Source organism: Streptomyces sp. MUSC 14 (genome assembly GCF_001866675.1).
GTDB lineage: Bacteria > Actinomycetota > Actinomycetes > Streptomycetales > Streptomycetaceae > Streptomyces.
Genome location: NZ_MLYN01000086.1, coordinates 1 through 25018 on the forward strand (window position 1 = coordinate 1; position 25018 = coordinate 25018).

General features: G+C 73.0%; 24 protein-coding genes. 11 read left to right on the forward strand and 13 right to left on the reverse strand.

Going from position 1 to position 25018, the window contains the following annotated elements:
* Window positions 1–348 precede the first annotated feature (348 nt).
* Complete coding sequence (locus BIV25_RS41815) at window positions 349–777, reverse strand: hypothetical protein (RefSeq protein WP_071377816.1); 429 nt, start codon at window positions 775–777, stop codon at window positions 349–351.
* A 19-nt stretch (window positions 778–796) separates the two neighbouring features.
* Window positions 797–1531, reverse strand: a complete 735-nt coding sequence (locus tag BIV25_RS41820; protein ID WP_071377838.1) for a metalloregulator ArsR/SmtB family transcription factor — start codon at window positions 1529–1531, stop codon at window positions 797–799.
* Between the two features lie 122 nt (window positions 1532–1653).
* Here BIV25_RS41820 and BIV25_RS41825 point away from each other — a divergent pair, with 122 nt between their 5' ends.
* Together BIV25_RS41825 and BIV25_RS41830 are read left to right on the forward strand one after the other, a co-directional pair.
* The gene (locus BIV25_RS41825; RefSeq protein WP_071377817.1) at window positions 1654–2049 is read left to right on the forward strand and encodes a hypothetical protein; all 396 of its coding nucleotides are present in this window, start codon (window positions 1654–1656) and stop codon (window positions 2047–2049) included.
* A gap of 72 nt (window positions 2050–2121) precedes the next feature.
* Window positions 2122–2568 (forward strand): type II toxin-antitoxin system PemK/MazF family toxin, encoded by a 447-nt coding sequence (locus BIV25_RS41830; RefSeq protein WP_071377818.1) that lies wholly within the window; start codon window positions 2122–2124, stop codon window positions 2566–2568.
* A 16-nt stretch (window positions 2569–2584) separates the two neighbouring features.
* Here BIV25_RS41830 and BIV25_RS41835 read toward each other — a convergent pair whose 3' ends face one another.
* Window positions 2585–3406 (reverse strand): TIGR02452 family protein, encoded by an 822-nt coding sequence (locus BIV25_RS41835; RefSeq protein WP_071377819.1) that lies wholly within the window; start codon window positions 3404–3406, stop codon window positions 2585–2587.
* A 275-nt stretch (window positions 3407–3681) separates the two neighbouring features.
* On the opposite strand from BIV25_RS41835, the gene egtA reads away from it, so the two are divergent.
* Genes egtA through egtD form a run of 4 tightly spaced genes read left to right on the forward strand, consistent with a single transcriptional unit; the run spans window position 3682 to window position 8166 of the window.
* Window positions 3682–5046, forward strand: a complete 1365-nt coding sequence (gene egtA, locus BIV25_RS41840; RefSeq protein WP_071377820.1) for an ergothioneine biosynthesis glutamate--cysteine ligase EgtA — start codon at window positions 3682–3684, stop codon at window positions 5044–5046.
* A complete protein-coding gene (gene egtB / locus BIV25_RS41845) occupies window positions 5043–6395 on the forward strand; it encodes an ergothioneine biosynthesis protein EgtB (protein ID WP_071377821.1) in 1353 nt (450 codons plus the stop codon). Before egtA ends, egtB begins: the two co-directional genes overlap by 4 nt.
* Complete coding sequence (gene egtC / locus BIV25_RS41850) at window positions 6395–7210, forward strand: ergothioneine biosynthesis protein EgtC (protein ID WP_071377822.1); 816 nt, start codon at window positions 6395–6397, stop codon at window positions 7208–7210. Before egtB ends, egtC begins: the two co-directional genes overlap by 1 nt.
* Entirely contained in the window at window positions 7207–8166 is a 960-nt protein-coding gene (gene egtD / locus BIV25_RS41855; protein WP_071377823.1) for an L-histidine N(alpha)-methyltransferase, read from the forward strand. Before egtC ends, egtD begins: the two co-directional genes overlap by 4 nt.
* Window positions 8167–8179: 13 nt before the next feature.
* On the opposite strand, the gene BIV25_RS41860 is transcribed toward egtD, so the two are convergent.
* Window positions 8180–9433, reverse strand: a complete 1254-nt coding sequence (locus BIV25_RS41860; protein ID WP_071377824.1) for an extracellular solute-binding protein — start codon at window positions 9431–9433, stop codon at window positions 8180–8182.
* 180 nt (window positions 9434–9613) lie between these two features.
* On the opposite strand from BIV25_RS41860, the gene BIV25_RS41865 reads away from it, so the two are divergent.
* Window positions 9614–9829 (forward strand): dodecin, encoded by a 216-nt coding sequence (locus BIV25_RS41865; protein WP_071377825.1) that lies wholly within the window; start codon window positions 9614–9616, stop codon window positions 9827–9829.
* Window positions 9830–9839: 10 nt separating this feature from the next.
* On the opposite strand, the gene BIV25_RS41870 is transcribed toward BIV25_RS41865, so the two are convergent.
* Complete coding sequence (locus BIV25_RS41870; protein ID WP_071377826.1) at window positions 9840–10331, reverse strand: hypothetical protein; 492 nt, start codon at window positions 10329–10331, stop codon at window positions 9840–9842.
* A 64-nt stretch (window positions 10332–10395) separates the two neighbouring features.
* On the opposite strand from BIV25_RS41870, the gene BIV25_RS41875 reads away from it, so the two are divergent.
* From BIV25_RS41875 to BIV25_RS41885, 3 genes are all read left to right on the forward strand, one after another.
* Window positions 10396–11403, forward strand: coding sequence for an LLM class flavin-dependent oxidoreductase (locus BIV25_RS41875; protein ID WP_071377827.1), 1008 nt, complete (start codon window positions 10396–10398; stop codon window positions 11401–11403).
* A 72-nt stretch (window positions 11404–11475) separates the two neighbouring features.
* Window positions 11476–11661, forward strand: a complete 186-nt coding sequence (locus tag BIV25_RS41880; protein ID WP_071377828.1) for an antitoxin — start codon at window positions 11476–11478, stop codon at window positions 11659–11661.
* Between the two features lie 33 nt (window positions 11662–11694).
* Window positions 11695–14025 (forward strand): excinuclease ABC subunit UvrA, encoded by a 2331-nt coding sequence (locus BIV25_RS41885; RefSeq protein WP_071377829.1) that lies wholly within the window; start codon window positions 11695–11697, stop codon window positions 14023–14025.
* Here BIV25_RS41885 and BIV25_RS41890 read toward each other — a convergent pair.
* From BIV25_RS41890 to BIV25_RS41910, 5 genes are all read right to left on the reverse strand, one after another.
* The gene (locus tag BIV25_RS41890; protein WP_079177225.1) at window positions 14001–14936 is read right to left on the reverse strand and encodes a 1-acyl-sn-glycerol-3-phosphate acyltransferase; all 936 of its coding nucleotides are present in this window, start codon (window positions 14934–14936) and stop codon (window positions 14001–14003) included. The genes BIV25_RS41885 and BIV25_RS41890 overlap by 25 nt on opposite strands.
* Window positions 14936–15706, reverse strand: coding sequence for a GNAT family N-acetyltransferase (locus BIV25_RS41895; protein ID WP_071377830.1), 771 nt, complete (start codon window positions 15704–15706; stop codon window positions 14936–14938). Before BIV25_RS41895 ends, BIV25_RS41890 begins: the two co-directional genes overlap by 1 nt.
* Window positions 15707–15944: 238 nt before the next feature.
* On the reverse strand, window positions 15945–16694 hold the full coding sequence (locus BIV25_RS41900) for a succinate dehydrogenase/fumarate reductase iron-sulfur subunit (protein ID WP_071377831.1): 750 nt from the start codon (window positions 16692–16694) through the stop codon (window positions 15945–15947).
* Entirely contained in the window at window positions 16691–18640 is a 1950-nt protein-coding gene (locus tag BIV25_RS41905) for a fumarate reductase/succinate dehydrogenase flavoprotein subunit (RefSeq protein WP_071377832.1), read from the reverse strand. The genes BIV25_RS41900 and BIV25_RS41905 overlap by 4 nt, the downstream gene beginning before the upstream one ends.
* 1 nt (window position 18641) lies before the next feature.
* Entirely contained in the window at window positions 18642–19313 is a 672-nt protein-coding gene (locus tag BIV25_RS41910; protein WP_071377833.1) for a succinate dehydrogenase, read from the reverse strand.
* Window positions 19314–19433: 120 nt separating this feature from the next.
* Between BIV25_RS41910 and BIV25_RS41915 the strand changes: the two genes are divergently transcribed.
* On the forward strand, window positions 19434–20318 hold the full coding sequence (locus tag BIV25_RS41915; protein WP_071377839.1) for a LysR family transcriptional regulator: 885 nt from the start codon (window positions 19434–19436) through the stop codon (window positions 20316–20318).
* 15 nt (window positions 20319–20333) lie between these two features.
* Here BIV25_RS41915 and BIV25_RS41920 read toward each other — a convergent pair whose 3' ends face one another.
* The 3 genes from BIV25_RS41920 to BIV25_RS41930 all read right to left on the reverse strand — a co-directional run bounded on the left by BIV25_RS41920 (window position 20334) and on the right by BIV25_RS41930 (window position 24537).
* Window positions 20334–22487 (reverse strand): bifunctional diguanylate cyclase/phosphodiesterase, encoded by a 2154-nt coding sequence (locus tag BIV25_RS41920; protein ID WP_071377834.1) that lies wholly within the window; start codon window positions 22485–22487, stop codon window positions 20334–20336.
* The gene (locus BIV25_RS41925) at window positions 22484–23296 is read right to left on the reverse strand and encodes an SAM-dependent methyltransferase (RefSeq protein WP_071377835.1); all 813 of its coding nucleotides are present in this window, start codon (window positions 23294–23296) and stop codon (window positions 22484–22486) included. Before BIV25_RS41925 ends, BIV25_RS41920 begins: the two co-directional genes overlap by 4 nt.
* A gap of 278 nt (window positions 23297–23574) precedes the next feature.
* On the reverse strand, window positions 23575–24537 hold the full coding sequence (locus BIV25_RS41930; RefSeq protein ID WP_071377836.1) for an SCO0930 family lipoprotein: 963 nt from the start codon (window positions 24535–24537) through the stop codon (window positions 23575–23577).
* Window positions 24538–25018 lie beyond the last annotated feature (481 nt).

Sequence of the window (25018 nt, forward strand, 5' to 3'; positions counted from 1 at the left end):
AGGACCCCGGGTGGGCGGGCCGAGCCGTCCACCGGCACCCGGGAGGGCAGCGAAGCCCGGCGGGTCGGCAGGACCCCGGGTGGGCGGGCCGAGCCGTCCACCGGCACCCGGGAGGGCGGCGAACCCCGGCGGTTCGGCGGGCCGGGCCATCCGGCAGCGCCCAGTCGTCCGGCAGAGGGCGGTCCCGCAGCGCCCAACGGTGGACGGCCTCCGGCCCCTCGGTGGCCGTCATGACCCTGACCCCATCTGTGGTGGCCGCAGGAGCGCGCTTCCCGTCGGCCAGGCGGCAGTTCAGGTGGCGGGCCGTCCGGCAAGAGCGGCCCGGAGGGCGGGGTCGTGCGGGAGCCGTCAGGCCGTGAGCAGGGCGACACCCAGGGCGGTCAAGGCCACGACCTTGAGGAGTTCCAGTGCCACGTACCAGAGGTGGCTGTGTGAACGGGGCAGGTCCTCGCCCGCGAGGACGCGGTCGGAGCGGCGGTTGAGCACGGGGCGGACGGCGACGAGCTGCGCGAGGAGGAGCACGGCGACGGCCGCGGTCGGTCCGACGACCGAGGCCGGGGCACCGCCCACCGCGACCGCGACGATCACCGCGACCGCCAGGACCGCTTCCACGGCGTTCAGTGCCCGGAACACCAGTCGGCCTATGCCGAGGCCGATCGCGATGGTCACGCCCGGAGCGCGGAACTTCAGCGGGGCCTCCAGGAAGGAGATCGCCAGCACCATCCCGAGCCAGAGGAAGCTGAGGGCACCGGCGAGCGCCGCGGACGAGGTGTTCATCGGCAGGGGCCTTTCCGTGTCAGGCGGCGGTGTTTCCCGCCAAGTGGGCGACGCAGGAGTCCGCTTCGGCGAAAGGCTCCAGCGCGGTGGCCGTCAGCGGGGCGTCCAGTCGCGTCAACGCGCCCTGCATCAGACCGAGGTGGAGGGGGCAGACCAACCGGCCGTACTCCTCGGCGAGTTCGAGGAAGGGGCAGTGGCGCAGCCGGATCCGTCGGGCCGGACCGTCGGCCCTCTCCCCTCCCCGCTCCGCTGCCTCTTCTCCGCCGTCCCCTTCCCTCTCGTCCTCGTCCTCCACCCGCGGGGCGAAGCCCAGTTCGTCCAGCAGGGCGACGAGCACGGCCGTCGAGCGCTCGGCCGTCGGCTGCTCGAAGGGCGGCGGCGGGTCCACCAGGACGCCGCCCCACGCCCGGCCCGTCTCCATCGCCTCCGTGCGCGCCTCGGCCGGGTCGGCGGACGCCCAACGGCTCAGCAGGACGCGGGCGAGCAGCCGGTAGTCACGGGCGCCGCCGCGGTCCATGCCGGGCCGGACGACGTAGCCGACGCCGGGCCGGCCCGGTCCCGGGGACCGCACGGTCCGGCGCTCGACCAGCCCGTCGGCCACCAGGGCGTCCAGATGGAACCGGACCGTGTTGGGGTGGACGCCCAGCCTCCGCGCCACCTGCGCCGCGCCGAGCGGCGCGGGCGCGGTGCGCAGCACCTCCAGCACCTCCCGGCGCCGCGGGTTCTCGCGCCGCGGGCTCTCGCGTGAGGTCACCTCCGGCACCCCTCTCCGCCTCCGCTCCCACCAGCGTGTTCCCACCTGCGCCTATTTTCACGAATCCTACATGTATAAATTGGAGCGCCGGGAGCACGGGGAAGACCCGAGGGGAAGAGACAATGACGACGCCGCCGTCCGCGAGGGACACCGGGCCGCGCGTGCTGTGCGACACGCGGGCCCTGACGGAGTATCCGCCGCTGCCCGGCGGGGTGCTGTGGAAGCTGGCCGAGAGCGGCCGTCAGCTCGACGCCAACGTGGTCCGGCTCGCCGCGGGCCGGCGGGTCGAGGTCCACACGGAGCCGCATCTGGACGTGATGCTCCTCGTGACCGGCGGCTACGGCGTGCTCGGCACGGAACGGGACGGCGAGCCCCAGCCGTTGGCCGAGGGCGCCCTGGTCTGGCTGCCGCACGGCCGCGCCCGCGGACTCACCGCCGGTGCGGCCGGACTGACGTACGTGACCGTGCACCGCCGCCGTCCCGGCATGTCCATCGGCACCCGCCCCGCCGACACCTGACCCGGCCCACCGCAACAGCCGGGCGACGGGCGACCGTTGCCCCGCTGCGGCCGACCGCTAGGGTGTGCCCCCGTGAGCACGTTTACCGAAGAGAACGTCCCCGGCCGGTACGGCCGCCACGCCACCACCGAGGCCGACCCGCGCGAGGTCGGCCGGGTGCGCACCGAGTACTCCCCCGCCCACGACGGCGACCCGGACCCCGGCGAGATCGTGTGGACCTGGGTGCCCTTCGAGGAGCACGACGGCCGGGGCAAGGACCGCCCGGTGCTGGTCGTCGCCCGGGAGGCGGCGGGCACCGTCCTCGCCGTACAGCTGACGAGCAAGCGGCACGACGGCGACCGCGACTACGTGGCGATCGGCAGCGGGCCGTGGGACCGCTCGGACCGCGACTCCTGGGTGGACGTGGACCGCGTGCTGCGGCTGCACGAGGAGGGCATGCGCCGCGAGGCGTGCGCACTGGACCGGGGGCGGTTCGACCTGGTCCGCCGACGGCTGCACGAGCGCTACGGCTGGACCTGACCGACGCCGCCCGGCGTCAGACGAACGCCCGCGCGAAGGCCGCCCGCACCGCCGCCCCCGGCGTCCGGTCCAGCACCCCGAACACCACGTGGTCGAAGCTGCGGGCGAACCGGCCGCCGGGCCCGAGCAGGGCCCGGAAGGCCCCCGCGACCTGTGTCGGGTCGTTCTGGAACACGCCGCAGCCCCAGGCACCCAGCACCAGCCGGCCATACCCCTGGGCGGCAGCCGTCTCCAGCACCCGCTCGGCACGGACCGCCAGCGCGCCCGGCAACGCGTCGGCGCGCTGCGGTGCCGTGCGCCGTACGACGCCCGCGTTGGGGGCGGCCGCGGTCAGGAAGCCGGCACGGAACGGCTCGGTCAGCAGCCTGCCGCGGTCGTCGCGGAAGACCGGGACGGCCGGTGAGTGGATCACCCGGTCCGTGTAGAACGGGTCGCGGTCGGCGCGGTGGTGATCGTAGAAGCGGCGGGCCGTGAGCAGGCAGGTGTGCAGCGCGGAGGCGCGGCACAGCGCCTCCTCCTGGGCCTGCGCGCCGTTGAGGTAGCCGCCGCCCGGATTGCGGGCCGAGGCGAAGTTCAGGACCGCGACCGGAGCGTCGGACAGTCGGCGGGCGGCCTCCAGGCTGCTCTCACCGGTCACCTCGAAGACGGGGCCCCCAGCCACGGGCGCGTCACCCGTTTGCCGTACGGAGACCGGTTCGGGCCCGAACATCCGTGTCCCGGCCCGCGCGGCCTCGATGTCCACCGCGAGGACGACCTCCCGGCCGTCCGGCGCGCGGTAGCGGCCCGCGCTCACGATCGCTTCCGTCTCCGCGGCGATCCCGCGCAGGCGTGCGCTCACGGCGCCACCCCCGTGGACGCCGTGACGACCGCCTGCGCGGTCTCCCCCGTCGTGCTCATGCACGCATCCTGGGTGATGCTGGTCGTGCGCTGCAACGGAGTTTCCCGCGCCGGAACGCCCCGGGGAACGCGCAGGAAACGGATATGACCGAACCGGAACATCCGGTGGGGCACTCTTGTGCGAACCAGCTCCAGGGTCTTGGGTAGAGCGCATGCCTGCCCGGCCCCAAGAGCAACCGGGCGGATGGCATGGTGGAATCTCAGGAGGATCCCGACATGTCCGACTCGAAGAACGACGGCGGTGACTGTACGGATCACCGCACCGCCGTCACCGAGGCCGAGGTGGAGGCCCTGGTCCGGGGCATCTGCTTCAAGACCGGGCCGCCCCGCGCGCTCGGTGTCGAACTGGAATGGCTGGTCCACGAGCTGCGCGCGCCGCAGCTCCCCGTGACACCCGAACGACTTCGGGCGGCCTACGCCGCCCTGCGGGCCGTACGCCTGCGGTCGCCGCTCACCGTGGAGCCCGGCGGCCAGCTGGAGCTGAGTTCACCGCCCGCCGCCTCCCTGATGGAGTGCATCCGCACCGTCTCCGCCGACCTGGACACCGTGCGCGGCGTCCTCGCCGAGGACGGTCTCACCCTCGTCGGCGTCGGCCACGATCCCTGGCACACCCCGCGCCGGTTCCTGCACGAGCCGCGCTACGACGCCATGGAGACGTGCCTGGACCGCACCGGTCCGGCCGGCCGGCACATGATGTGCGCCTCCGCGTCCGTGCAGGTCTGCGTGGACGCCGGGCAGGAGGAGCCCGGCCCGCTCGGACACGAGCGGCGCTGGTGGCTGGCGCATCACCTGGGCGCCGTCCTGGTGGCCGCGTTCGCCAACTCCCCGCTGATCGGCCGGGAGCCCACGGGCTGGCAGTCCACCCGGCAGCTGATGTGGATGGAGATCGGCGCCGGCCGCGCGGGCGCTCCCCCGCTGGAGGGCGACGCCCGCGGCGCCTGGGCCCGGCATGTGCTGGACTCCCCGGTGATGTGCGTCCGCCGGGACGACGGCGCGCCGTGGGAGGTGCCCGAGGGGCTCACCTTCCGGGAGTGGACGCGTTCCGCGACTCCCCGGCCGCCCACCCGGGCCGACCTGGACTATCACCTGACCACGCTGTTCCCGCCGGTCCGGCCGCGGGGTCATCTGGAGCTGCGCATGATCGACGCGCAGCCCGGCGAGGACGGCTGGATCGTGCCGCTTGCGGTGACGGCGGCGCTGTTCGACGACCCGGCGGCCGCCGAGACGGCGTACCGGAGCGTGAAACCGCTGGTGGAGCGGACGCTGCACCGGCCGGCGCCACTCAATCCGCTGTGGACGGACGCGGCCCGCTCCGGGCTCGCCGATCCGGAGCTGCGCGAGATGGCCGCCGAGTGTTTCGCGGCGGCGCTGGAGGCGCTGCCCCGGCTCGGCGCCGACGCCGCGGTGATCGGCGCGGTGGCCGCGTACCGGGACCGCTACGTCGCCCGGGGCCGCAGCCCGGCCGACGACCTGCTGGACCGGCGACGCCGTACGGAGCCGGCCCGGTCCCACCGCACCGGAGACACCTCGGACCCCGGAGGCACTCCCCCCGGCCGCCGCAGGAAGGACATCCGCACATGAACGCCCCCGAGACCGGCACGTGCACCGGTACGGCCGAGCCGGACGTCCCGGACAGCGAGGCCCTGCGCGAGCGTGCGCTCGCCTCGCTCGTCACCGCCCGGGACCGCACCACGCTGCTGACGACCTGTGTCGAGGACCCGGACCTGACCGCCCAGCATTCCCCGCTGATGTCCCCGCTGGTGTGGGACCTCGCGCACATCGGGAACCAGGAGGAGCTGTGGCTGCTGCGGGCGGTCGGTGGCCGGGAGGCGATGCGGCCCGAGATCGACGGCCTGTACGACGCCTTCGAGCATCCGCGCGCCGCGCGCCCCTCGCTGCCCCTGCTGCCGCCCGCGGAGGCCCGGCAGTACGCGGCCGAGGTGCGCGGCCGGGTGCTGGATCTGCTGGAGGGCGCCGACTTCCACGGCTCCCGGCTGACCGAGGCCGGGTTCGCCTTCGGGATGATCGCCCAGCACGAACAGCAGCACGACGAGACGATGCTGATCACCCATCAGCTCAGAAAGGGCCCGCGGGCACTTACCGCCCCGGACCCCGACCCGGCGCCGCCGTTCACCGGCCCGGCCGAAGTCCTCGTGCCCGGTGGCCCGTTCACGATGGGCACCTCCGCCGAACCGTGGGCGCTGGACAACGAACGCCCGGCGCACGTACGGGAGGTGGCACCGTACTGGATCGACACGACGCCGGTGACGAACGCGGCGTACCAGGCGTTCATCGAGGACGGGGGCTACGCCGGCGAGCGCTGGTGGACGCCGGAGGGCTGGGGGCACATCCGGCAGCACGGGATCACGGCTCCGCTGTTCTGGCACCGGGAGGGCGGGCAGTGGCTGCGCCGCCGGTTCGGGGTCACCGAGCCGGTCCCGCCGGACGAGCCGGTGCTGCACGTGTGCTGGTACGAGGCCGACGCCTACGCCCGCTGGGCCGGGCGGCGGCTGCCCACCGAGCCGGAGTGGGAGAAGGCCGCCCGGTACGACCCGGCCACCGGCCGGTCCAGGCGCTACCCGTGGGGCGACGCCGATCCGGCGCCCGAGCACGCCAACCTCGGTCAGCGTCACCTCGGCCCGGCGCCCGCCGGCAGCTACCCGGCCGGTGAATCCCCGCTCGGCGTACGGCAGTTGATCGGGGACGTGTGGGAGTGGACGGCGAGCGACCTCCAACCGTACCCCGGCTTCCGGGCCTTCCCGTACAAGGAGTACTCGGAGGTGTTCTTCGGCCCCGAGTACAAGGTGCTGCGCGGCGGTTCGTTCGCGGTGGACCCGGTGGCCTGCCGGGGCACGTTCCGCAACTGGGACTACCCGATCCGCCGGCAGATCTTCTCCGGGTTCCGCACCGCCCGCTCGGAGGCCCTCTGATGTGCCGTCATCTCGCTTATCTGGGGCCGGAGACACCGCTCGGGCAGCTGCTCGTCGAGCCGCCGCACAGCCTCGTGCACCAGTCGTGGGCGCCGCAGCGGCAGGCCTCCGGGACGGTCAACGCGGACGGTTTCGGGGTGGGCTGGTACGCCCCGGAGGATCCCGTCCCGGCGCGCTACCGGCGGGCCGGGCCGATCTGGGCGGACCTGTCCTTCGCCGACCTGGCGCGGGTGGTGCGCTCCGGTGCCGTCCTCGCCGCCGTACGGGACGCGACGCTGGCGGGCGCGGACGCCGAGGCGGCCGCGGCGCCCTTCGCGTCCGGACGGTGGCTGTTCAGCCACAACGGCGCCGTCGCGGGCTGGCCGGACGCGGCGGCCCCGCTGCTGTCCGCCCTGCCGCCGGTCGACCTGCTGGCGCTGGAGGCGCGCAGCGATTCGGCGTTCGTCTGGGCGCTGGTCCTGCACCGGCTGCGCTCGGGCGACGAACCCGGCCAGGCGCTCGGCGAAGCGGTGCGCCGACTGGCCGCGGCGGCCCCCGCCTCCCGGCTCAACCTGCTGCTGACCGACGGCGCCACGATCGCCGCCACCGCCTGGGGCGACAGCCTCTGGTACCGCACGGAGCCCGGCCGCAGCACCGTCGTCGCCTCCGAGCCGTACGACGACGACCCGCTCTGGCAGGAGGTCCCCGACCGCACCGTGCTCACCGCGAGCCGCGCCGGTGTGCTGCTCGCCCCGTTGGAGGACCCCGCTTCCTCCCCCACTCTCGACTCCGCTCGAGCGGGGGGACCCCCATCCTCGAAGGAGCCCTGTACGTGAGCCCCCTTCTTGTCACCCGCACCCTGCCCGAGGACGCGACGGACGCCGCGCTGCGCGCCGACGTCCTGCACGGCCTGACCGACCACCCCAAGTGGCTGCCGCCGAAGTGGTTCTACGACGCCCGCGGCAGCGAACTGTTCGAGCAGATCACCGAGTTGCCCGAGTACTACCCGACGCGGGCCGAGCGGGAGATCCTCGCCGTCCGCAGCGGCGAGATCGCCGCGGCGAGCGGTGCCCGCACGCTGATCGAGCTGGGCTCGGGCTCCTCGGAGAAGACCCGCTTTCTGCTCGACGCGCTCGCGCCGGCGGCGTACGTCCCGGTCGACGTCAGCGAGAGCGCCCTCACCCAGGCCGGGCAGGCGCTCGTCGAGGAGCGGCCGGGACTCGAAGTCCACGCGCTGATCGCGGACTTCACCGCCCCGCTGGACCTGCCCGCCACCCCCGGGCCCCGGCTGGTGGCGTTCCTCGGCGGCACGATCGGCAACCTGCTGCCCGACGAGCGCGCGAAGTTCCTGGCCGCCGTGCGCTCGCTGCTGGCGCCGGGCGACGGGCTGCTGCTCGGCACCGACCTCGTCAAGGACGAGCGGGTGCTGGTGCGGGCCTACGACGACGCGGCCGGGGTGACGGCGGCGTTCAACAAGAACGTGCTGGCCGTCGTCGACCGGGAACTGGGCGCCGACTTCGACCCGGACTCCTTCGACCACGTGGCCCTGTGGGACCCCGAGCGCGAGTGGATCGAGATGCGCCTGCGCTCCCGGATCGCGCAGACCGTGAAGGTGCCCGCGCTGGACCTCGCCGTGGACTTCGCGGCGGGAGAGGAGCTGCGCACCGAGGTGTCGGCGAAGTTCCGCCGGGCCGGCGTGGCCGAGGAACTGTCCGACGCGGGGCTGGAGTTGACCCACTGGTGGACCGACGCGGAGGGACGGTTCGCGCTGTCGCTGAGCATGGCCCGGTGAGCCGGCGGGTGCGTCACAGGCCGGGGGTCAGCTCCTCGGTGATCCTGCGGGAGGCCCGGCGGGCCTCGGTCTGCGGGTCCGCCCCGGTCAGCACCCGCGTCATGTACTGCTTGACCGGGTTGTCGGCCTCGACGTCGGCCCACTGAGGGGTGCCGGGGGTCGCCCGGCCGTGCGCCGCGCCCGCGGCCATGGCGGCGACCCCCTCCTCGCCCGCGACCGCGCCCGCCAGCGTGGTCTTGTTGGGCACGTAGTTCATGGTGCGGGCGAGTTCGGTGTCCCACGTGGCGCCGGTGAGCGCCCCGACGACGGCCGTCGCGGCGAACTGGTCCCCGGTGTTCCGTGGGACGACGAGGTCCGAGCCGCCGGTGAACACCGTGCCGGGCCGGGCGGCGGTCTTCCCGGGCACCGGGAAGAAGCCCAGCTTGCCCTTCAGGGACGGGTTCTGCCGCACGATCGACTGGGCGAGCCCCGGTACGGCGACGATCTGGGCGACCCTGCCGCCCGCGAACACCCCGGCCTGCGGCGGGTGTTCCTCGTCGGCGGCCACCGGGCCCCGGCCGAGCGCCTGGAGCCGCCGGTAGAAGTCCATGCCGCGCAGCGCGGCCGGGGTGTCCAGGGCGCCCTTCCAGTCGTAGTCCTTCTGCACGGCCAGGTCGCCGCCCTCGTCCCAGACGAATCCGGCGAGTGTGTACCAGTCCTGGCCGGCGAGGTAGATCCCCTGGTTCCCGCCGGAGTCGAGCTTCTCCGTGTCGGCGAGCCACTGATCGCGGGTCTTCGGCGGGGCGGCGATGCCGGCCGCCCGGAACAGGTCCTTGCGGTAGATCACGACGCGGCTGGCCGCGTACCAGGGGATGCCGTACTGCGCGTTGCCGTCCTTGCCGGGCTCGGCGAGGCCGGGCAGCCACGCGTCCTGGCCCCAGTCCCGCATCGACTCCAGGGTGAGGTCGGCGAGCCGGCCGCCGTCGGCGTACAGCGGCACCTGGGTGTTGCCGACCTCGATGACGTCGGGGGCGCCGTCGGAGCCGTCCTTGAGGGCCGCGCGGACCTTCTCGACGATGCCGGTCCATTCCTGGATGCGGATGTCCAGGCGCAGGTCCCGGTGGGTGCGTTCGAAGTCGTCGGTGAAGCGCCGCAGGAAGTCCGGGGAGGCACTGTCCTTCATCAGCCACACGGTGACGGTCGTGCGCGCGTGCCCGCCCGGGAGCAGCCCGCAGGCGCTCACGAGGGAACCGGTGGCACAGACGAGGGCGAGCAGACGACGTCTCACGAGGGGTCCTGTTCTGTCTGGCAGGGGGTGCGGACAGGTGTGGGGGCCCGACGTGGGGGGACGAGCGGGGCTCGTACGGGTGTGCTGGGATTTTGGTATGGACCAATGCGAAGGTCAAGGGGCGGCCCGGGCGGGCATGGGGCACGGTGGAGGGTGGCGTGACCCGAGAGGAGCGTTCCCATGTCGAATCACACCTACCGCGTCACCGAGATCGTCGGCACCTCGCACGAGGGCGTCGACCAGGCCATCCGCAACGCCATCGCGCGCGCCGACCAGACGCTGCGCAATCTCGACTGGTTCGAGGTGACCCAGGTCCGCGGCCAGATCGAGAACGGGCGGATCGAGCACTACCAGGTGGGGCTGAAGGTGGGCTTCCGGATCGAGGACGAGGGCTGACGCCCGTCTCTCACGTACGGCCTTCGCGCTCCTGAGCCTCTTGCAGCACCTCGGACTTCGCGGTCCAGCGTGCGCGTACGACGCGGAACCCGGCGCGCTCGGCGTCGTCACAGACCAGTTCGTCGTCGTCGACGAGAAAGCGGACCTCGCGGCCCTGGGCGAGCCGGCGCAGGGTCTCCAGCTTGGTGAACCGGGCCGGCCTCCTGTCGGCGTTGCCCCGCATGAACACCCGCCCCTCGGGCAGGCCTTGGGCCGCGAGCCAGTCCAGCGTGTCGCGCCGGCAGCGCTCCGGCCGGCCGGTGAGATAGACGACCTCGCACTCGCCCGCACTCGCCACGGCCAGCGCGACGCCCTCGGCGATCGGCGGGTCCTGCGGCGCGGCCGCGAAGAAGGCTTCCCAGTTCCGTGGCTTTCCTTCCAGGAAGTGCTGCCGGTGGGCCGTGTCGGCCAGGGTGTTGTCGAGGTCGAACACGGCGAGCGGCCGCCTGCTGCTGTCGGTCACACGGCCACCCTAGCCAGCGGCCCGCGCCCGGGAATCCCCGGCCCACCAGAGCGTTGACATCTGCGTGAGCAGTTCAGTGATCGCCCGGACCCGGTTCTCCGTCCTCGACCGTTCCCGGACCCGCGAGGGACGGCCGGCCGCCGAGGCGCTGCGGGACACCGTCGCGCTGGCCCGGGAGGCGGAGGCGCTCGGCTACCACCGGTTCTGGGTGGCCGAGCACCACGGGGTGCCCGGTGTCGCCGGTTCCGCGCCGACCGTGCTCGCCGCCGCCGTCGCCGCGGCCACCCGCACGATCCGGGTCGGCACCGGCGGGGTCATGCTGCCCAACCACCGGCCGCTCGTCGTCGCCGAGCAGTTCGGCGTCCTGGAGGCCCTGTACCCGGGCCGGATCGACATGGGGCTCGGGCGGTCCGTCGGGTTCACCGACGGGGTGCGCCGGGCCCTCGGCCGGGACAAGGAGGACACCGAGGACTTCGCGGCCCAGCTCGGCGAGCTGCTCGGCTGGTTCGAGGGCACCTCGCCGACCGGGGTGCACGCCCGCCCGTCGGAGGGCCTGCGGGTGCCGCCGTTCGTGCTGGCCCTGGGCGAGGGCGCGCGGATCGCGGCGCGCGCCGGGCTGCCCCTGGTCATCGGCGATCTGCGCGGCCGCGAGAAGATGTCGCGCGGCATCGACGCGTACCGCGCCGGCTTTCGCCCCTCCCCCTGGGCGGCCGCGCCGTACGTCGTGATCTCCGGCACGGTCGCGGTGGCCGGAACCGAGGAGGCGGCCCGGCGGCTGCTGGTCCCGGAGGCCTGGTCGATGGCATACGCCCGCACCCACGGCACCTTCCCGCCGCTCGCCCCGGCCGAGGAGACCGAGGCCCGCCCGATGACCGCGAAGGAGCGCGGCTTCTACGACGCCGGGCTCGCCGGGCACCTGGCCGGCACCGCCGAGCAGGTCGCGCAGCAGCTGGAGACGGTGCTGAAGGAGACGGACGCCGACGAGGTCCTGGTCACCACCAGCGCCTACGACCGTACGGCCCTGCGGGACTCCTACCGGCGGCTCGCCGCGCTCTTCGCTCCGGGCCGGTGAGCCCCGAGATGCGCGGGCGGCCGGGGACGGTGAACCTGGAAGGGGAAGCCTCTAGCGACGAGGAGGGCCGCCATGTCCGTGCTGGACAAGCTCAAGGAACTGCTCAAGGGCCACGAGGAACAGGCCGGCAAGGGCATCGACAAGGCCGGGGACTTCGTGGACGAGAAGACCCAGGGCAAGTACCAGTCCCAGGTCGACACGGCCCAGGACAAACTGAAGGAGCAGCTCGGCCGGGACACCGACAACCCTCCGCGGTAGCGGTGCGCGGGCGCGAACTAGAGTTGCCCGTCTATGCACCACCCACATGACCCCTACGTCCGCGTCCGCGGGGCCCGCGAGCACAACCTCAAGGGCGTCGACGTCGACGTCCCCCGGGACGTACTGGCCGTGTTCACCGGTGTGTCCGGCTCGGGGAAGTCGTCCCTGGCGTTCGGCACGATCTACGCCGAGGCCCAGCGGCGCTACTTCGAATCGGTCGCGCCGTACGCGCGCCGGCTGATCCACCAGGTCGGGGCGCCCAAGGTCGGCGAGATCACCGGCCTGCCGCCGGCCGTCTCGCTGCAGCAGCGCCGCTCGGCGCCGACCTCCCGGTCCTCGGTGGGCACGGTCACCAACCTCTCCAACTCGCTGCGCATGCTGTTCTCGCGCGCCGGGACGTACCCGCCGGGCGCCGAGCGGCTCGATTCCGACGCGTTCTCGCCGAACACGGCGGCCGGTGCCTGCCCGCGGTGCCACGGGCTCGGCCAGGTGCCCGAGACGACCGAGGAGCTGCTGGTCCCGGACCCCGCGCTGTCGATCCGCGAGGGCGCGATCGCCGCGTGGCCGGGGGCCTGGCAGGGCAAGAACCTGCGGGACATCCTCGACACGCTCGGCCACGACGTCGACCGGCCCTGGCGCGAACTGCCCGCCGAGCAGCGCGCGTGGATCCTGTTCACGGACGAGCAGCCGGTGGTCACCGTCCACCCGGTACGGGACGCCGGCCGCATCCAACGGCCGTACCAGGGCACGTACATGAGCGCCCGCCGGTATGTGCTGAAGACCTTCTCGGACACCAAGTCCCCGACCCTGCGCGCGAAGGCCGAGCGCTTCCTGGCCAACCGGCCGTGCGAGGTGTGCGGGGGCAGCCGGCTGCGGCCGGAGGCACTCGCGGTGACCTTCGGCGGGCGGACCATCGCCGAGCTGGCCGCGCTGCCGCTGACCGACCTCGCCGCGCACCTCGACGGCGGCACCGAGACCGCCCGCGTCCTCACCGAGGACCTGAAGTCCCGGATCGCGCCGGTGGTGGAACTCGGCCTCGGCTACCTCAGCCTCGACCGCGCCACCCCCACCCTCTCGGCGGGCGAGCTGCAACGGCTGCGCCTGGCCACGCAGTTGCGCTCCGGCCTGTTCGGCGTGGTGTACGTCCTCGACGAGCCGTCCGCCGGGCTGCACCCGGCGGACACCGAGGCGCTGCTAGCCGTGCTGGAGCGGCTGAAGGCGGCCGGGAACTCGGTGTTCGTGGTGGAGCACCATCTGGACGTGGTGCGGGGCGCCGACTGGCTGGTGGACGTCGGCCCCGGCGCGGGCGAGCACGGCGGACGCGTGCTCTACAGCGGGCCGCCGGCCGAACTGGCGTCGGTGGCGGAGTCCGCGACGGCGGTGTACCTCTTCGACGAGTCCCCGGGCCCGGCGCGTGACGTCCGTTCCCCGCGCGGCTGGTTGACGGTCGGTCCGGTGACCCGGCACAACCTGCGGCAGGTGACGGCCGCGTTCCCGCTCGGCGCGTTCACCGCGGTCACCGGGGTATCCGGTTCCGGAAAGTCCACGCTCATCGGCGAGTTGACGGAGGAGCCGGCGGGCGTGGACCGGCTGGTCCAGGTCGACCAGAAGCCGATCGGCAGGACCCCGCGCTCCAATCTGGCCACGTACACCGGCCTGTTCGACGTCGTCCGCAGGGTGTTCGCCGGCACCGAGGAGGCGCGGGCGCGCGGGTACGGTGTCGGGCGGTTCTCCTTCAACGTCGCCGGAGGGCGTTGCGAGACGTGTCAGGGCGAGGGGTTCGTCAGCGTCGAGCTGCTGTTCCTGCCGAGCACCTACGCCCCCTGCCCGGACTGCGGCGGGGCCCGCTACAACCCCGGCACGCTCCAGGTCACGTACCGGGGGCGGGACATCGCCGAGGTGCTCGACCTGACGGTGGAGGCGGCGGCGGAGTTCTTCGCCGACGTCCCGGCCGCGGCCCGCAGCCTGCGTACCCTGCTCGACGTGGGCCTCGGCTATCTGCGGCTCGGGCAGCCGGCGACCGAGCTGTCCGGCGGCGAGGCCCAGCGGATCAAGCTGGCGAGCGAGCTGCAGCGCGGCCGGCGCGGCCACACCCTGTACCTGCTGGACGAGCCCACCACCGGCCTCCATCCGGCCGACGTCGAGCTGTTGACGGAGCGGCTGCACGGCCTGGTCGACGCCGGCCACACGGTCGTGGTGGTGGAGCACGACATGACGGTGGTCGCGGGCGCGGACTGGGTCATCGACCTGGGCCCCGGCGGGGGCGACCGGGGCGGGCGGATCGTGGCGTCGGGCCCGCCGGAGCGCGTGGCGCGGGCGACGGGGAGTGCGACGGCGGACTATTTGGCGCGGGTCATGCCGTGATGGGTGAGTGCCGCGTGGTGTCGTCGTTCGTCTGCGGCGGCGTCGTGGCTGGTCTCGCCCGCGCGGCGGTAGCCGCAGATCGGATACGGCCCCGCGCCCCTTCGGGGCGCTACCAGTGCCGCGTGTGTCCACGCGGGCTGGGACGCCGTCGGCTGAGCCGCAGCGGCCAGGGCACGCCGGTCGGGGCAGGTACCCGGCGCGATCAGCGGACGTATCTCCACCTCGGCGACGAGTCCGCGGGCGCGGGCCACCCGCCACAGGGAGGCGAGCAGGGTGTCCTCGCCGACGAACGCGGCCGCCGTGCCCGGGGCGCCGCCCTCCTGCCGGTAGCGCAGGCCGACCGGCTGCACGGGCACGCCCGCGTCGAGCGCGGCCTGGAACACCGCCCGGCGGAAGTGCCCGTGGGCCCGCCCGCACCAGGTGCTGCCCTCGGGGAAGGCGGTCACGGCTGCGCCCGCGCGCAGCGCCCCGGCGATCCGCTCGACCGTGGCGGGCAGGGCCCGCAGCCGGTCCCGTTCGATGAACAGCACCCCGCCGCGCGCCGCCAGCGCGCCCGCCACCGGCCACTGCCGTATCTCGGTCTTGGCGAGCATGCGGGCGGGGCGTACGACGGTCAGCAGCGGGATGTCCAGCCACGAGACGTGGTTGGCGACGAGCAGCAGTCCGCCGGCCGGGGCGGGGGTGCCGGTGAGGCGGACCCGTACTCCCATGGCCCGCACCAGTCCCCGGCACCACCGTCTGACCCACCCGGCGGGGATCCTCCCGCCGAGCGGCGACAGGGCGACTCCGGCCAGCAGCAGGACCAGCACGGCGGCCAGCCGCAGCACGGCCCGGGGTAGGGCGACCGCGGTGCGGGCCGGCTCCACACACGCGCCCGGGGTGCAGGGCGCCGTCGGCAGCCAGACGCTCATCAGGCCGGCACGAGGGAGAGGAAGTGCCGCAGATAGCGCGCGTTGACCCGGCGCATCGACAGCAGCACGTACAGGTCGGCGACCCCGAAGTCCACATCGTGCGCGGGCTCGCCGCACACCCAGGCGCCGAGGCGGAGGTAGCCGCGCAGCAGGGCGGGGAGCTCGCTGTGGCCGGCGGGGGCCTCGGCGTTCGGGACCCAGGGCAGCAGCGGCCGTACCCGGAACTCCTCGGGGGCCAGGTGCTTGGCCTGCACTCGCTGCCAGGTGGCGGTGGCGAGGGCGCCGCCGTCGGCGAGCGGCACCGAGCAGCAGCCGGCGAGCCACTCGTGCCCGCGGTCGACCATGTAGCGGGCGATGCCGGCCCAGATGAGGCTGATGACGGCGCCGTCGCGGTGGTCGGGGTGCACGCAGGAGCGGCCGACCTCGACCAGCGAGGGCCGGATCGCGTCGAGGCCGCCGAGCTCGAACTCGCCCTCGGAGTAGAGCCGCCCGGCGACCGCGGCCCGCTCCGGGGGCAGCAGCCGGTAGGTGCCGACGACCTGGCCGGTCACGGTGTCGCGGACCAGCAGATGGTCGCAGTAGGCGTCGAAGGCGTCGATGTCGAGGCCCGGCTGCGGGGTGGCCAGCAGGGCCCCCATCTCCCCGGCGAAGACGTCGTGCCGCAGCCGCTGCGCGGCACGGACGTCGTCCTCGTCGCGGGCGAGGGTGACGGTGTAGCGGGTGGGTGCCGCGGGCTGCGGGGGACGGTCGAGGGTGGACACGCCGGTCATGGCTCACTCCTGGTCACGGGCCGGTTCGGCGACGGGGACGGCGGGCTGCGTGCGTACGTCCCGTCGCTCCTGTTCTTCCGATGCCGGTTGGCGTGCGCGTGTCCGTGGCCAGGAGAACGGATGTGGGAATGTTGAACGCCGATCGCCCGCGATCAAGGAAACCAGACGGGGCCGGGGATGAGCACCACTCCCGGCCCCGCCCGTCCGCCCCCTGTCGGCGAACGTCTCTGCGGTGGCGCTACCGCTTGGCCACCCTGCGGGTGGCCCGCAGCCACTCCTTGTTCATGCTGGTGATCGACACCAGCGGAATGCCCTTCGGGCAGGCGGTGGCGCACTCACCGGTCAGGGTGCAGCCGCCGAAGCCCTCGGTGTCCATCTGCGCCACCATGTCCAGCACCCGGGTCTCCCGCTCGGGCGCGCCCTGCGGCAGGACGTTGAGATGGTTGATCTTCGCCGAGGTGAACAGCATCGCCGCGCCGTTGGGGCACGCGGCCACGCAGGCCCCGCAGCCGATGCACTCGGCGTGCTCGAAGGCGAAGTCGGCGTCGGCCTTCGGCACCGGCGTGGCGTGGGCCTCCGGCGCGGAGCCGGTGGGCGCGGTGACGTAGCCGCCGGCCTGGATGATCCGGTCGAACGCGGACCGGTCGACGACGAGGTCCTTGATCACCGAGAACGCGGCGGCCCGCCACGGCTCGATGTCGATCGTGTCCCCGTCCCGGAAGGACCGCATGTGCAGCTGGCAGGTGGTGGTGCGCTCGGGGCCGTGCGCATCGCCGTTGATCACGAGGGAACAGGCGCCGCAGATGCCCTCGCGGCAGTCGTGGTCGAAGGCGACGGGGTCCTCGCCGGACAGGATGAGCTGTTCGTTGAGGACGTCCAGCATCTCCAGGAAGGACATGTCGGACGAGATGCCGTCCACCTCGTACGTGGACATCGCTCCGGGGGCGTCGGTGTTGCGCTGCCGCCAGACGCGCAGGGTGAGCTTCATGCGTAGCTCCGCTGGGTGGGGTGGACGTACTCGAAGACCAGGTCTTCCTTGTGCAGGGTGGGCGCGGTGCCGGTGCCGGTGAACTCCCAGGCGGCCGCGTAGCCGAACTCCTCGTCCCGGCGGGCCGCTTCGCCGTCGGGGGTCTGGGACTCCTCGCGGAAGTGGCCGCCGCAGGACTCGGCGCGGTGCAGCGCGTCGAGGCACATCAGCTCGGCCAGCTCCAGGTAGTCGACGATGCGGTTCGCCTTCTCCAGCGACTGGTTGAACTCCTCGCCGGTGCCGGGCACCTTGATGCGCCGCCAGAACTCCTCGCGGATCTGCGGGATGCGCTCCAGTGCCTTGCGCAGCCCGGCGTCGGTGCGGGCCATGCCGCAGAACTCCCACATGAGTTCGCCGAGTTCACGGTGGAAGGAGTCCGGGGTGCGGTCGCCGCCGACGGACAGCAGCAGGTGGACGCGGTCCTCGGTCTCAGCCAGCACCTCCTGGACGGCGGGGTGTTCTGCGGTCACCGGTTCCTGGTGCGGGTTGCGGGCCAGGTAGTCGTTGATGGTGGCCGGGAGGACGAAGTAGCCGTCGGCGAGGCCCTGCATCAGGGCGGAGGCGCCGAGCCGGTTGGCGCCGTGGTCGGAGAAGTTGGCCTCGCCGATCGCGAACAGGCCGGGGACGGTGGTCTGCAGGTCGTAGTCGACCCACAGTCCGCCCATCGTGTAGTGCACGGCCGGGTAGATCCGCATCGGCACCTCGTACGGATCCTCGTCGGTGATCCGCTGGTACATGTCGAAGAGGTTGCCGTATTTGGCCTCGACGGCCTTACGGCCCATGCGTCCGATGGCGTCGGCGAAGTCCAGGTAGACGCCCTGGCCGCCGGGGCCGACCCCCCTGCCCTCGTCACAGACGTTCTTGGCGGCGCGGGAGGCGATGTCGCGGGGGACGAGGTTGCCGAAGGACGGGTAGATGCGCTCCAGGTAGTAGTCGCGCTCGTCCTCGGGGATCTGGTGCGCGGGGCGGGTGTCGCCCTGGGCCTTCGGCACCCAGATCCGGCCGTCGTTGCGCAGCGACTCGCTCATCAGGGTCAGCTTGGACTGGTGGTCGCCGGTGCGCGGGATGCAGGTCGGATGGATCTGTGTGAAGCAGGGGTTGGCGAAGTAGGCGCCGCGCCGGTGCGCCCGCCAGACGGCGGTCGCGTTGGAGTTCATGGCGTTGGTCGAGAGATAGAAGACGTTGCCGTACCCGCCGCTGGCGAGGACGACGGCGTCCGCGACGTAGGTGTCGATCCGGCCGGTGACCAGGTCCCGGGCCACGATGCCGCGCGCCCGTCCGTCCACGACGATCAGGTCGAGCATCTCGGTGCGCGGGTGCATCTCCACGTTCCCGGCGGCGATCTGCCTGCTGAGGGCCTGGTAGGCGCCGAGGAGGAGCTGCTGGCCCGTCTGGCCGCGGGCGTAGAAGGTGCGCGAGACCTGGACGCCGCCGAAGGAGCGGGTGTCGAGCAGGCCGCCGTACTCGCGGGCGAAGGGCACGCCCTGGGCCACGCACTGGTCGATGATCTCGACGGAGATCTGCGCGAGACGGTGGACGTTGGACTCGCGGGCGCGGAAGTCGCCGCCCTTGACGGTGTCGTAGAAGAGGCGGTGGATCGAGTCGCCGTCGTTGCGGTAGTTCTTCGCCGCGTTGATGCCGCCCTGTGCGGCGATGGAGTGGGCACGGCGCGGGGAGTCCTGGTAGCAGAACTGGACGACGTGGTAGCCCTGTTCGGCCAGGGTGGCGCCCGCGGAGCCGCCGGCGAGTCCGGTGCCGACGACGATGACGGTGTGCTTGCGCCGGTTGGCCGGGTTGACGAGCTTGGCCTCGAAGCGGCGCTTGTCCCAGCGCTCGGCGATCGGACCGGAGGGGGCCTTGGTGTCGAGGGCCGGTTCGCCCGTCGTGTAGTGCGCGTATTCGGTCATGTCAGCTCACCACTCCGGTCATGACGCCCACGGGTACGGCGATGAAACCGGCCGTGAGCAGCAGCGCGAGGACGTTCGCGAGGGTCTTCAGGGCGCGGTCGCGGGTGCGGCTGCCGACGCCGAGGGTCTGCGCGGCGCTCCAGAAGCCGTGCCGGACGTGCAGGCCGAGCGCGAGCATCGCGACGATGTAGATGACGTTGCTGTACCAGTGCGAGAAGTCACCGACGACGTTCTGGTACGGGTGGCCGTGCTCGAAGCGGCCCGGGTGCACGGTGCCGGTGGTCAGGTCCAGGACGTGCCAGACGACGAACAGGCCGAGGATGATCCCGCCCCAGCGCATCGTGCGGGTGGCGTAGCTCGCCCGTGGCCTGGAGTGCACGTACCTGCTGGGCCGTGCCTTGATGTCCCGGCGGCTGAGCTGGTACGCGGACGTGGCGTGGGCGACCACGGCGACGACCAGCACGATCCGGATGAGCCAGAGCGTCCACTCGTAGTGCATGAACGGCTCGCCGATGGTGCGCAGCCAGTGGGCGTAGTGGTTGAACTCGCCCGCGCCGAAGTAGATCTTCAGGTTCCCGATCATGTGGACGACCAGGTACGCCAGCATGATCAGGCCGCTGACGGCCATCACCGTCTTCTTGCCGACGGAGGAGTCCCACATCGTGCGCGCCATGGACGGCCGTCGGTCCGTCCGCGTTGCCAGTGCCATGGCACAGCACGCTAGGGCCGAAGGGTCCGATCGGTCCAAGACATGATGCGGCTCGTTTCCATAGGCTGAGGCTATGCTGTGGGGGTGCAGCTCCAGCAGCTCCAGTACTTCGTCGCCGTCGCCGAGACCCGGCACTTCACCCGGGCCGCCGAGCTGGTCCACGTCGCCCAGCCGTCGCTGTCGCAGCAGATCAGGGCGCTGGAGCGGGAGCTGGGCGCGGACCTGTTCCTGCGTGCCCGGGGCAACATCACGCTCACCGACGCGGGCGAGGCGCTGCTGCCGCTCGCCCGGCGGATCCTGGCCGACGCGGACACGGCCCGCCACGAGGTGCAGGAGCTGGTGCAGCTGCGCCGGGGCCGGGTGCGCCTCGGCGCCACCCCGAGCCTGTGCACGGGTCTGCTGCCGGACGTGCTGCGCGCCTTCCACGACCGCTATCCCGGCATCCGGCTGCTCGTCGAGGAGAGCGGCTCGCACGACCTGGTACGGGAGCTGGCGCGCGGCGCCCTCGACCTCGCGCTGGTCGTGCTGCCGCTGCCCGCGCCGGCGCCCGCGCTGACGACGGTGGAGCTGCTGCGGGAGGAGCTGGTCGTGGTGTCCTCACCCGAGGCACCGGCACCCGGCCGGGGCGGGCGGACCGTGCGCGTCGCCGATCTGGAGGGTGAGCGCCTGGTGATGTTCCGGCACGGCTACGACCTGCGGGAACTCACCGTCGCGGCGTGTCGGGCGGAAGGGTTCGAGCCCGAGTTCGCCGTCGAAGGGGGCGAGATGGACGCGGTGTTGGGGTTCGTGCGGGCAGGGCTGGGCGCGGCGGTGGTGCCGCGCATGGTGGCGTCCCGGTCGGGGCGCAGCCTGCGGGTCACTGCGTTGGCTCGCCCCGGGTTGCATCGCACCATCGCGCTCGCCCACCGCAGTGACGTGGCTCCGCCGCGGGCCGCGCGGGAGTTGCAGCGGATGCTGCTGGAGCGGTAGCCCCTTGCCCGCCGCTCAGCCCGTCGCGTCCACCAGCGCCAGGTCGTGCAGCCGCTCCGGCGGGCCCGGGCGGGCGTAGTACCAGCCCTGGGCCGTGTCGCAGCCCAGGACGCGCAACTGCTCGGCCTGGGCGCCCGTTTCGACGCCCTCCACGGTGACCGCGAGATCGAGGCTGTGGGCGAGGGTGACGATGCCCTCCACGATCTTGAGGTCGACCGGGTCGGCGGGGAACTGCTGCATGCCCTGGGTGAAGGAGCGGTCCAGTTTGAGGACGTTCACCGGCAGGCGGCGCAGGTTGGCGAGGTTGGAGTACCCGGTGCCGAAGTCGTCCAGGGCGATGTCCACGCCCATCTCGGCGAGCCTGCGCAGGGGTTTGAGGAGATCGTCGTCGGCGCCGATGAGGGCCGACTCGGTGACCTCCAGGCACAGCGCCTCCGGGGCGACGCCCGCCCGTTCGAGGATCTCGACCGTGTCCTGGACGAGCCTCGGATGACTGAGCTGGCAGGGCGAGAGGTTGACGTTGATGCGCAGCGGTCCGGCGGCGGTCTCCTCGCCGTACCGTTCGCGCCAGGCGCGGGCCTGGCGGATGGACTCCTCCAGTACCCAGCGGCCGAGCGGCACGATCAGGCCGGTGTGCTCGGCGAGCGGGATGAAGCGGTCCGGGCCGAGCACGCCGTGCTGCGGGTGCAGCCAGCGCACCAGGGCCTCGGCGCCGCGCACGCTGCCGTCGCCGAGGTGGACCAGCGGCTGGTACTCGATGAAGAACTCGCCGCGCTCCAGCGCCGTGGGCAGGGCGGTGGTGAGTCCGTGGCGGGTGATGGCGCGGGCGTCGGCCTCCGGGTCGGCCAGTTCGGAGCGGTTGCCGCCCGCCGACTTCGCCCGGTACATGGTGATGTCGGCGCTGCGCAGGACCTCCGCCGCCGTACGCTCGCCGGCCGGGCCCTCGACGATGCCCAGGCTGCCACGCACCATCAGGTCCCGGCCGTCGATGCTGATCGGGGTGACCAGGGCGGTCATGATGCGCTCGGCGAGCTCGTCCACCGTGCGCTCGGTGCCGGGGCCGGTGGTCAGGGCCACGAACTCGTCGCCGCCGAGCCGGGCGACCATCTCGCCGGGCGCGGTCGCGCAGGACTGGAGCCGGTCGGCGACCTCCACCAGCAGCCGGTCGCCGGCCGCGTGCCCGAGGCTGTCGTTGATGGTCTTGAAGCCGTCCAGGTCGAGATAGCACAGGCCGAAGCGCTGCCCCTCGCCGGCCGCCAGGGCCTTCTCCAGCCGCTCGCAGAACAGGGTGCGGTTGGGCAGGCCCGTCAGCGCGTCGTGCGTCGCCTCGTAGCGCAGACGGAGGTTGAGCAGGCGGCGCTCGGTGGTGTCCTCCATGAGGGCGAGCTGGTACTGCGGTTCGCCGTCGGCGTCCCGCAGCAGGGAGACCGTCAGGTTGGTCCACAGGACCGTGCCGTCGGGTCGGTTGAACGCCTTCTCCATGTGGTAGTGCTCGCGCTCGCCGCGCACCAGTTCCTCGTACAGCTTCCAGGTCTGCGGGGCGTCCTCGGGGTGCACCCAGTCCTGCACCCGGCGGCCGCGCAGGTTCTGCGAGGACAGCCCGAACATGCGCAGCAGCGCCCCGTTGACCTGCAGGACATGGCCGTCGAGGTCGGCGATGCCGATCCCTATGGCGGCGCCCTCGAAGACCGCACGGAAGCGGGCCTCGCTCGCGTGCAGCGCCTGGGCGACCACGCCCTGGGCCCTGAGCGCGGCCTGGGCGATGGACTCCTGCTCGGTGAGGGTGCGCTCGCGCAGCGCCTGCGCGTACCCGGCGGCCATCGCGTGCTGCAGCCGTGAGGAGCGCATGCGGGGCGCGTCCTGCGGGGCCTCGGGGCCCTCCTCGCCGCAGTACAGCACCAGATAGGCGTCGACGCAGTCCAGGGTGCGGGTGAGCGCCTCGGGGTCGGTGCAGTGCGCGTCCACCAGGGCGGCGCCGACGGCCCTCGCGCCGTCGGCGTCGAAGCCGTGCGCCCGCAGCAGTGCGCTCAACCGGCGTGCGAGCGGGAGCAGTTGTTCCTCGAACTCGGCGCGGGTCAGCGAGGTGGAGGTGACCGGGTAGACCGCCCGGCTCCAGATCGTCGCGAACCGGCGCAGTCTGCCCTCCGGTCCGTCCGGCTCCGCGCTCACGCGGTGCGCCCCACGCCGGCGAATCCGGAGAAGGCGAACGGATCCTCGTCCTCCGGCGCCGTGTCCGGGCGCCAGTACGGCATCTGCACCAGTCCGGGCTCCACCATGTCGTACCCCTCGAAGAACCGGGCGACCTCGTCGCGCGAGCGCATGATCAGCGGGTTGCGAATGTCCTTGTATACGTCCACCGCGCCCTCGGCCCGCTCGGCAGGCACCGGGATTCCCTCGTACGAGGCATGGGTGAGGATCAGCATGCTGCCCGGGGCCAGCGCCTCGCGCAGCTCGGCCACCGCACCGTAGGGGTCGTCCACGTCTTCCACGAAGTGCAGTATGGCAACGAGGAGAAGGGCGACCGGCCGCTTCAGGTCGATAAGTCGCTCCACCTGGGAGCTCGCCAGGATCTCCTGCGGCCTGAGCAGGTCCGCCGCGACGACGTCCGCGTCCGCGTCGCCCGCGAGCACCGCCTGGCTGTGCGCGACGGCGACCGGGTCGTGGTCGACGTAGACCACGCGCGCGCCCGGCGCGGCCGCCCGGGCCACCTCGTGCACGTTGCCGAACGTCGGGATGCCCGAGCCGATGTCGAGGAACTGCGTGAGGCCCGCCGAGGCCGCGAAGCGCACCGCCCGCCGCATGAACGCCCGGTTGGCCTGCATCACCTTCGGCAGGCCCGGCATGAACTCCATGGCCTTGCGCGCCGCGTCCCGGTCGACCTCGAAATTGTGCGAACCGCCCAGGTAGAAGTCGTAGATCCGCGAGACGCTCGGCACCGAGATGTCGATGCTCCGTGGGGCCCAGGCGGGACGCTCCATGTATCTCTCCAAGGCGTGGACGACAGGGGTAGGCGATCCGGTGTTCGAGCTGAGGCTACTGATCGCCCGCCGAAGGAGCGAGCCCAACCGGAAATTGACCATCCGTTCCCGGTCACTGCCTGCGGCATGTGCCGGTACGACCCCGCTGCGTGACGGCTGTCCGAGTCCGGCACGCGACCCGCACAGCACAACGGTCCGCCCCCTCCGTGCGGTTGCGGAGGGGGCGGACCACGGTGGCGCTCCGGGCCGGGCGGGTTGATCGACCCTGGGGAGGTGATCTACTTGCCCGGGGCGCCGACCGGCTTTCCGTCCGGCGAGACGGCGTACCACGTGCCGCCCACGCCCTCGCCGTTGGTGTCACCGGGGGCCTTGTCCCCGGAGAAGGTGTAGATGGGCCAGCAGTTGACGGTCATCTGCCGCGTACCGTCGGGACGGGTGAAGCCCATCAGGCCCTTCTTCTTGACGCCCTGCGTGTCGTCGGCCTTGACCGGGGCGACGGCCGGCCACTTCACCAGGCAGGCACCGGCGCAGTTCGAGATGACCTTGGGCCAGGCCTTGTCCTTCAGGAAGCGGTAGACGGTCATGCCGTTCTTGTCGACGATGATGTCGCCGAGCTTGGGGTCCTTGCGGACGGACAGGCCCGGCAGGGAGGCCAGCGAGGCCTTCTTGCCGTCGGGGGCCAGCGCGAACCACGTGCCGCCCACGCCCTGGCCGTTGACGTCACCGCCGTTGACGTCCTTGACGTAGCGGTACGCCGGCCAGCCGCCGATGGTGAGCTGCTTGGTGCCGTCGGCGCGGGTGACCGAGCCGAGCAGCGCCTTGTCGACGCCGGCGCCGGCGCCGGCGTCGTCGGCGGGCACCGGCGGCCAGGTGGTGGCGCAGTCGCCGGCGCAGTTCGACTTGGGCGGGTTGGCCGTGTCCTTGTCGAACCGGTAGAGGGTGAGGCCGGATCCGTCGGTCAGCACGTTGCCGAGGTCGGGGTTGGCGGCCACGGTGAGCTTGCCCGCCGGGGCGGCCTGGGTCGGGGAGGCCGAACTCTGGTTGCCGTCGGCGCCGTAGCCGTTGCCGGCGCCCGTACCGACACCGGCGCCGGTGGTCGGGCTGCCCGCGGGCGCGGTGGCCCCGACGTTCTGGGCCGCGGAGGCCGGGGTGGTGCTGTTGTCCTGACCGCACGCCGTCGTCAGCGCCAGCACCGAGACGGCTGTCGCCGCCAGTGAGACGGTCCGCCAGGAGGTCTTCATCGTCAACTCCCCATTTTCGCCTGGATGTTGCAGCGCCCTGACGCGCCGCCGCACGGCCATGGGTACGCACCGGAGGGGCCGGGGTGTTCAACGGTGCCGGGAATTTCTTTCCGGCACCTGTGCACCACAGGCGCGCGCCGGCGCATGTTTCACGCCAACCACGCGCTTCGGTGCGTCAAACCATTGATCATGAGATGTCCTCCCTTCGGATCAATCCCGGGGCACTACGGCGTACTTCCGGATTTCGCCCCTCATGATCGTCGTCGTGCATGGACCCGAAGTGACCCGATGCGCGCCCGCCGTAAGGGCGTTGGCCGTGTTGACGCTGGGCTGGACCCTGGTGGGCTGGCCGGCCGGCAGCGCGTCGGCCGACGCCTGCGCGTACGCCGCCACGGGGCCGGACGGCACGGTGGCCGTGGCGTGGGCCGGTGACGCCGCTCACTGGCCCGGCCCGCCCTGCCCCACACCGCCGCCGCCTCCG

Bases quoted from the DNA above. Each gene is read 5' to 3' on its own strand.
- BIV25_RS41815 (WP_071377816.1), bottom strand. From the start codon at position 777: ATGAACACCTCGTCCGCGGCGCTCGCCGGTGCCCTCAGCTTCCTCTGG.
- BIV25_RS41825 (WP_071377817.1), top strand. From the start codon at position 1,654: ATGACGACGCCGCCGTCCGCGAGGGACACCGGGCCGCGCGTGCTGTGC.
- egtA (WP_071377820.1), top strand. From the start codon at position 3,682: ATGTCCGACTCGAAGAACGACGGCGGTGACTGTACGGATCACCGCACC.
- egtB (WP_071377821.1), top strand. From the start codon at position 5,043: ATGAACGCCCCCGAGACCGGCACGTGCACCGGTACGGCCGAGCCGGAC.
- egtC (WP_071377822.1), top strand. From the start codon at position 6,395: ATGTGCCGTCATCTCGCTTATCTGGGGCCGGAGACACCGCTCGGGCAG.
- BIV25_RS41865 (WP_071377825.1), top strand. From the start codon at position 9,614: ATGTCGAATCACACCTACCGCGTCACCGAGATCGTCGGCACCTCGCAC.
- BIV25_RS41880 (WP_071377828.1), top strand. From the start codon at position 11,476: ATGTCCGTGCTGGACAAGCTCAAGGAACTGCTCAAGGGCCACGAGGAA.
- BIV25_RS41885 (WP_071377829.1), top strand. From the start codon at position 11,695: ATGCACCACCCACATGACCCCTACGTCCGCGTCCGCGGGGCCCGCGAG.
- BIV25_RS41890 (WP_079177225.1), bottom strand. From the start codon at position 14,936: ATGAGCGTCTGGCTGCCGACGGCGCCCTGCACCCCGGGCGCGTGTGTG.
- BIV25_RS41895 (WP_071377830.1), bottom strand. From the start codon at position 15,706: ATGACCGGCGTGTCCACCCTCGACCGTCCCCCGCAGCCCGCGGCACCC.
- BIV25_RS41900 (WP_071377831.1), bottom strand. From the start codon at position 16,694: ATGAAGCTCACCCTGCGCGTCTGGCGGCAGCGCAACACCGACGCCCCC.
- BIV25_RS41905 (WP_071377832.1), bottom strand. From the start codon at position 18,640: ATGACCGAATACGCGCACTACACGACGGGCGAACCGGCCCTCGACACC.
- BIV25_RS41910 (WP_071377833.1), bottom strand. From the start codon at position 19,313: ATGGCGCGCACGATGTGGGACTCCTCCGTCGGCAAGAAGACGGTGATG.
- BIV25_RS41925 (WP_071377835.1), bottom strand. From the start codon at position 23,296: ATGGAGCGTCCCGCCTGGGCCCCACGGAGCATCGACATCTCGGTGCCG.
- BIV25_RS41930 (WP_071377836.1), bottom strand. From the start codon at position 24,537: ATGAAGACCTCCTGGCGGACCGTCTCACTGGCGGCGACAGCCGTCTCG.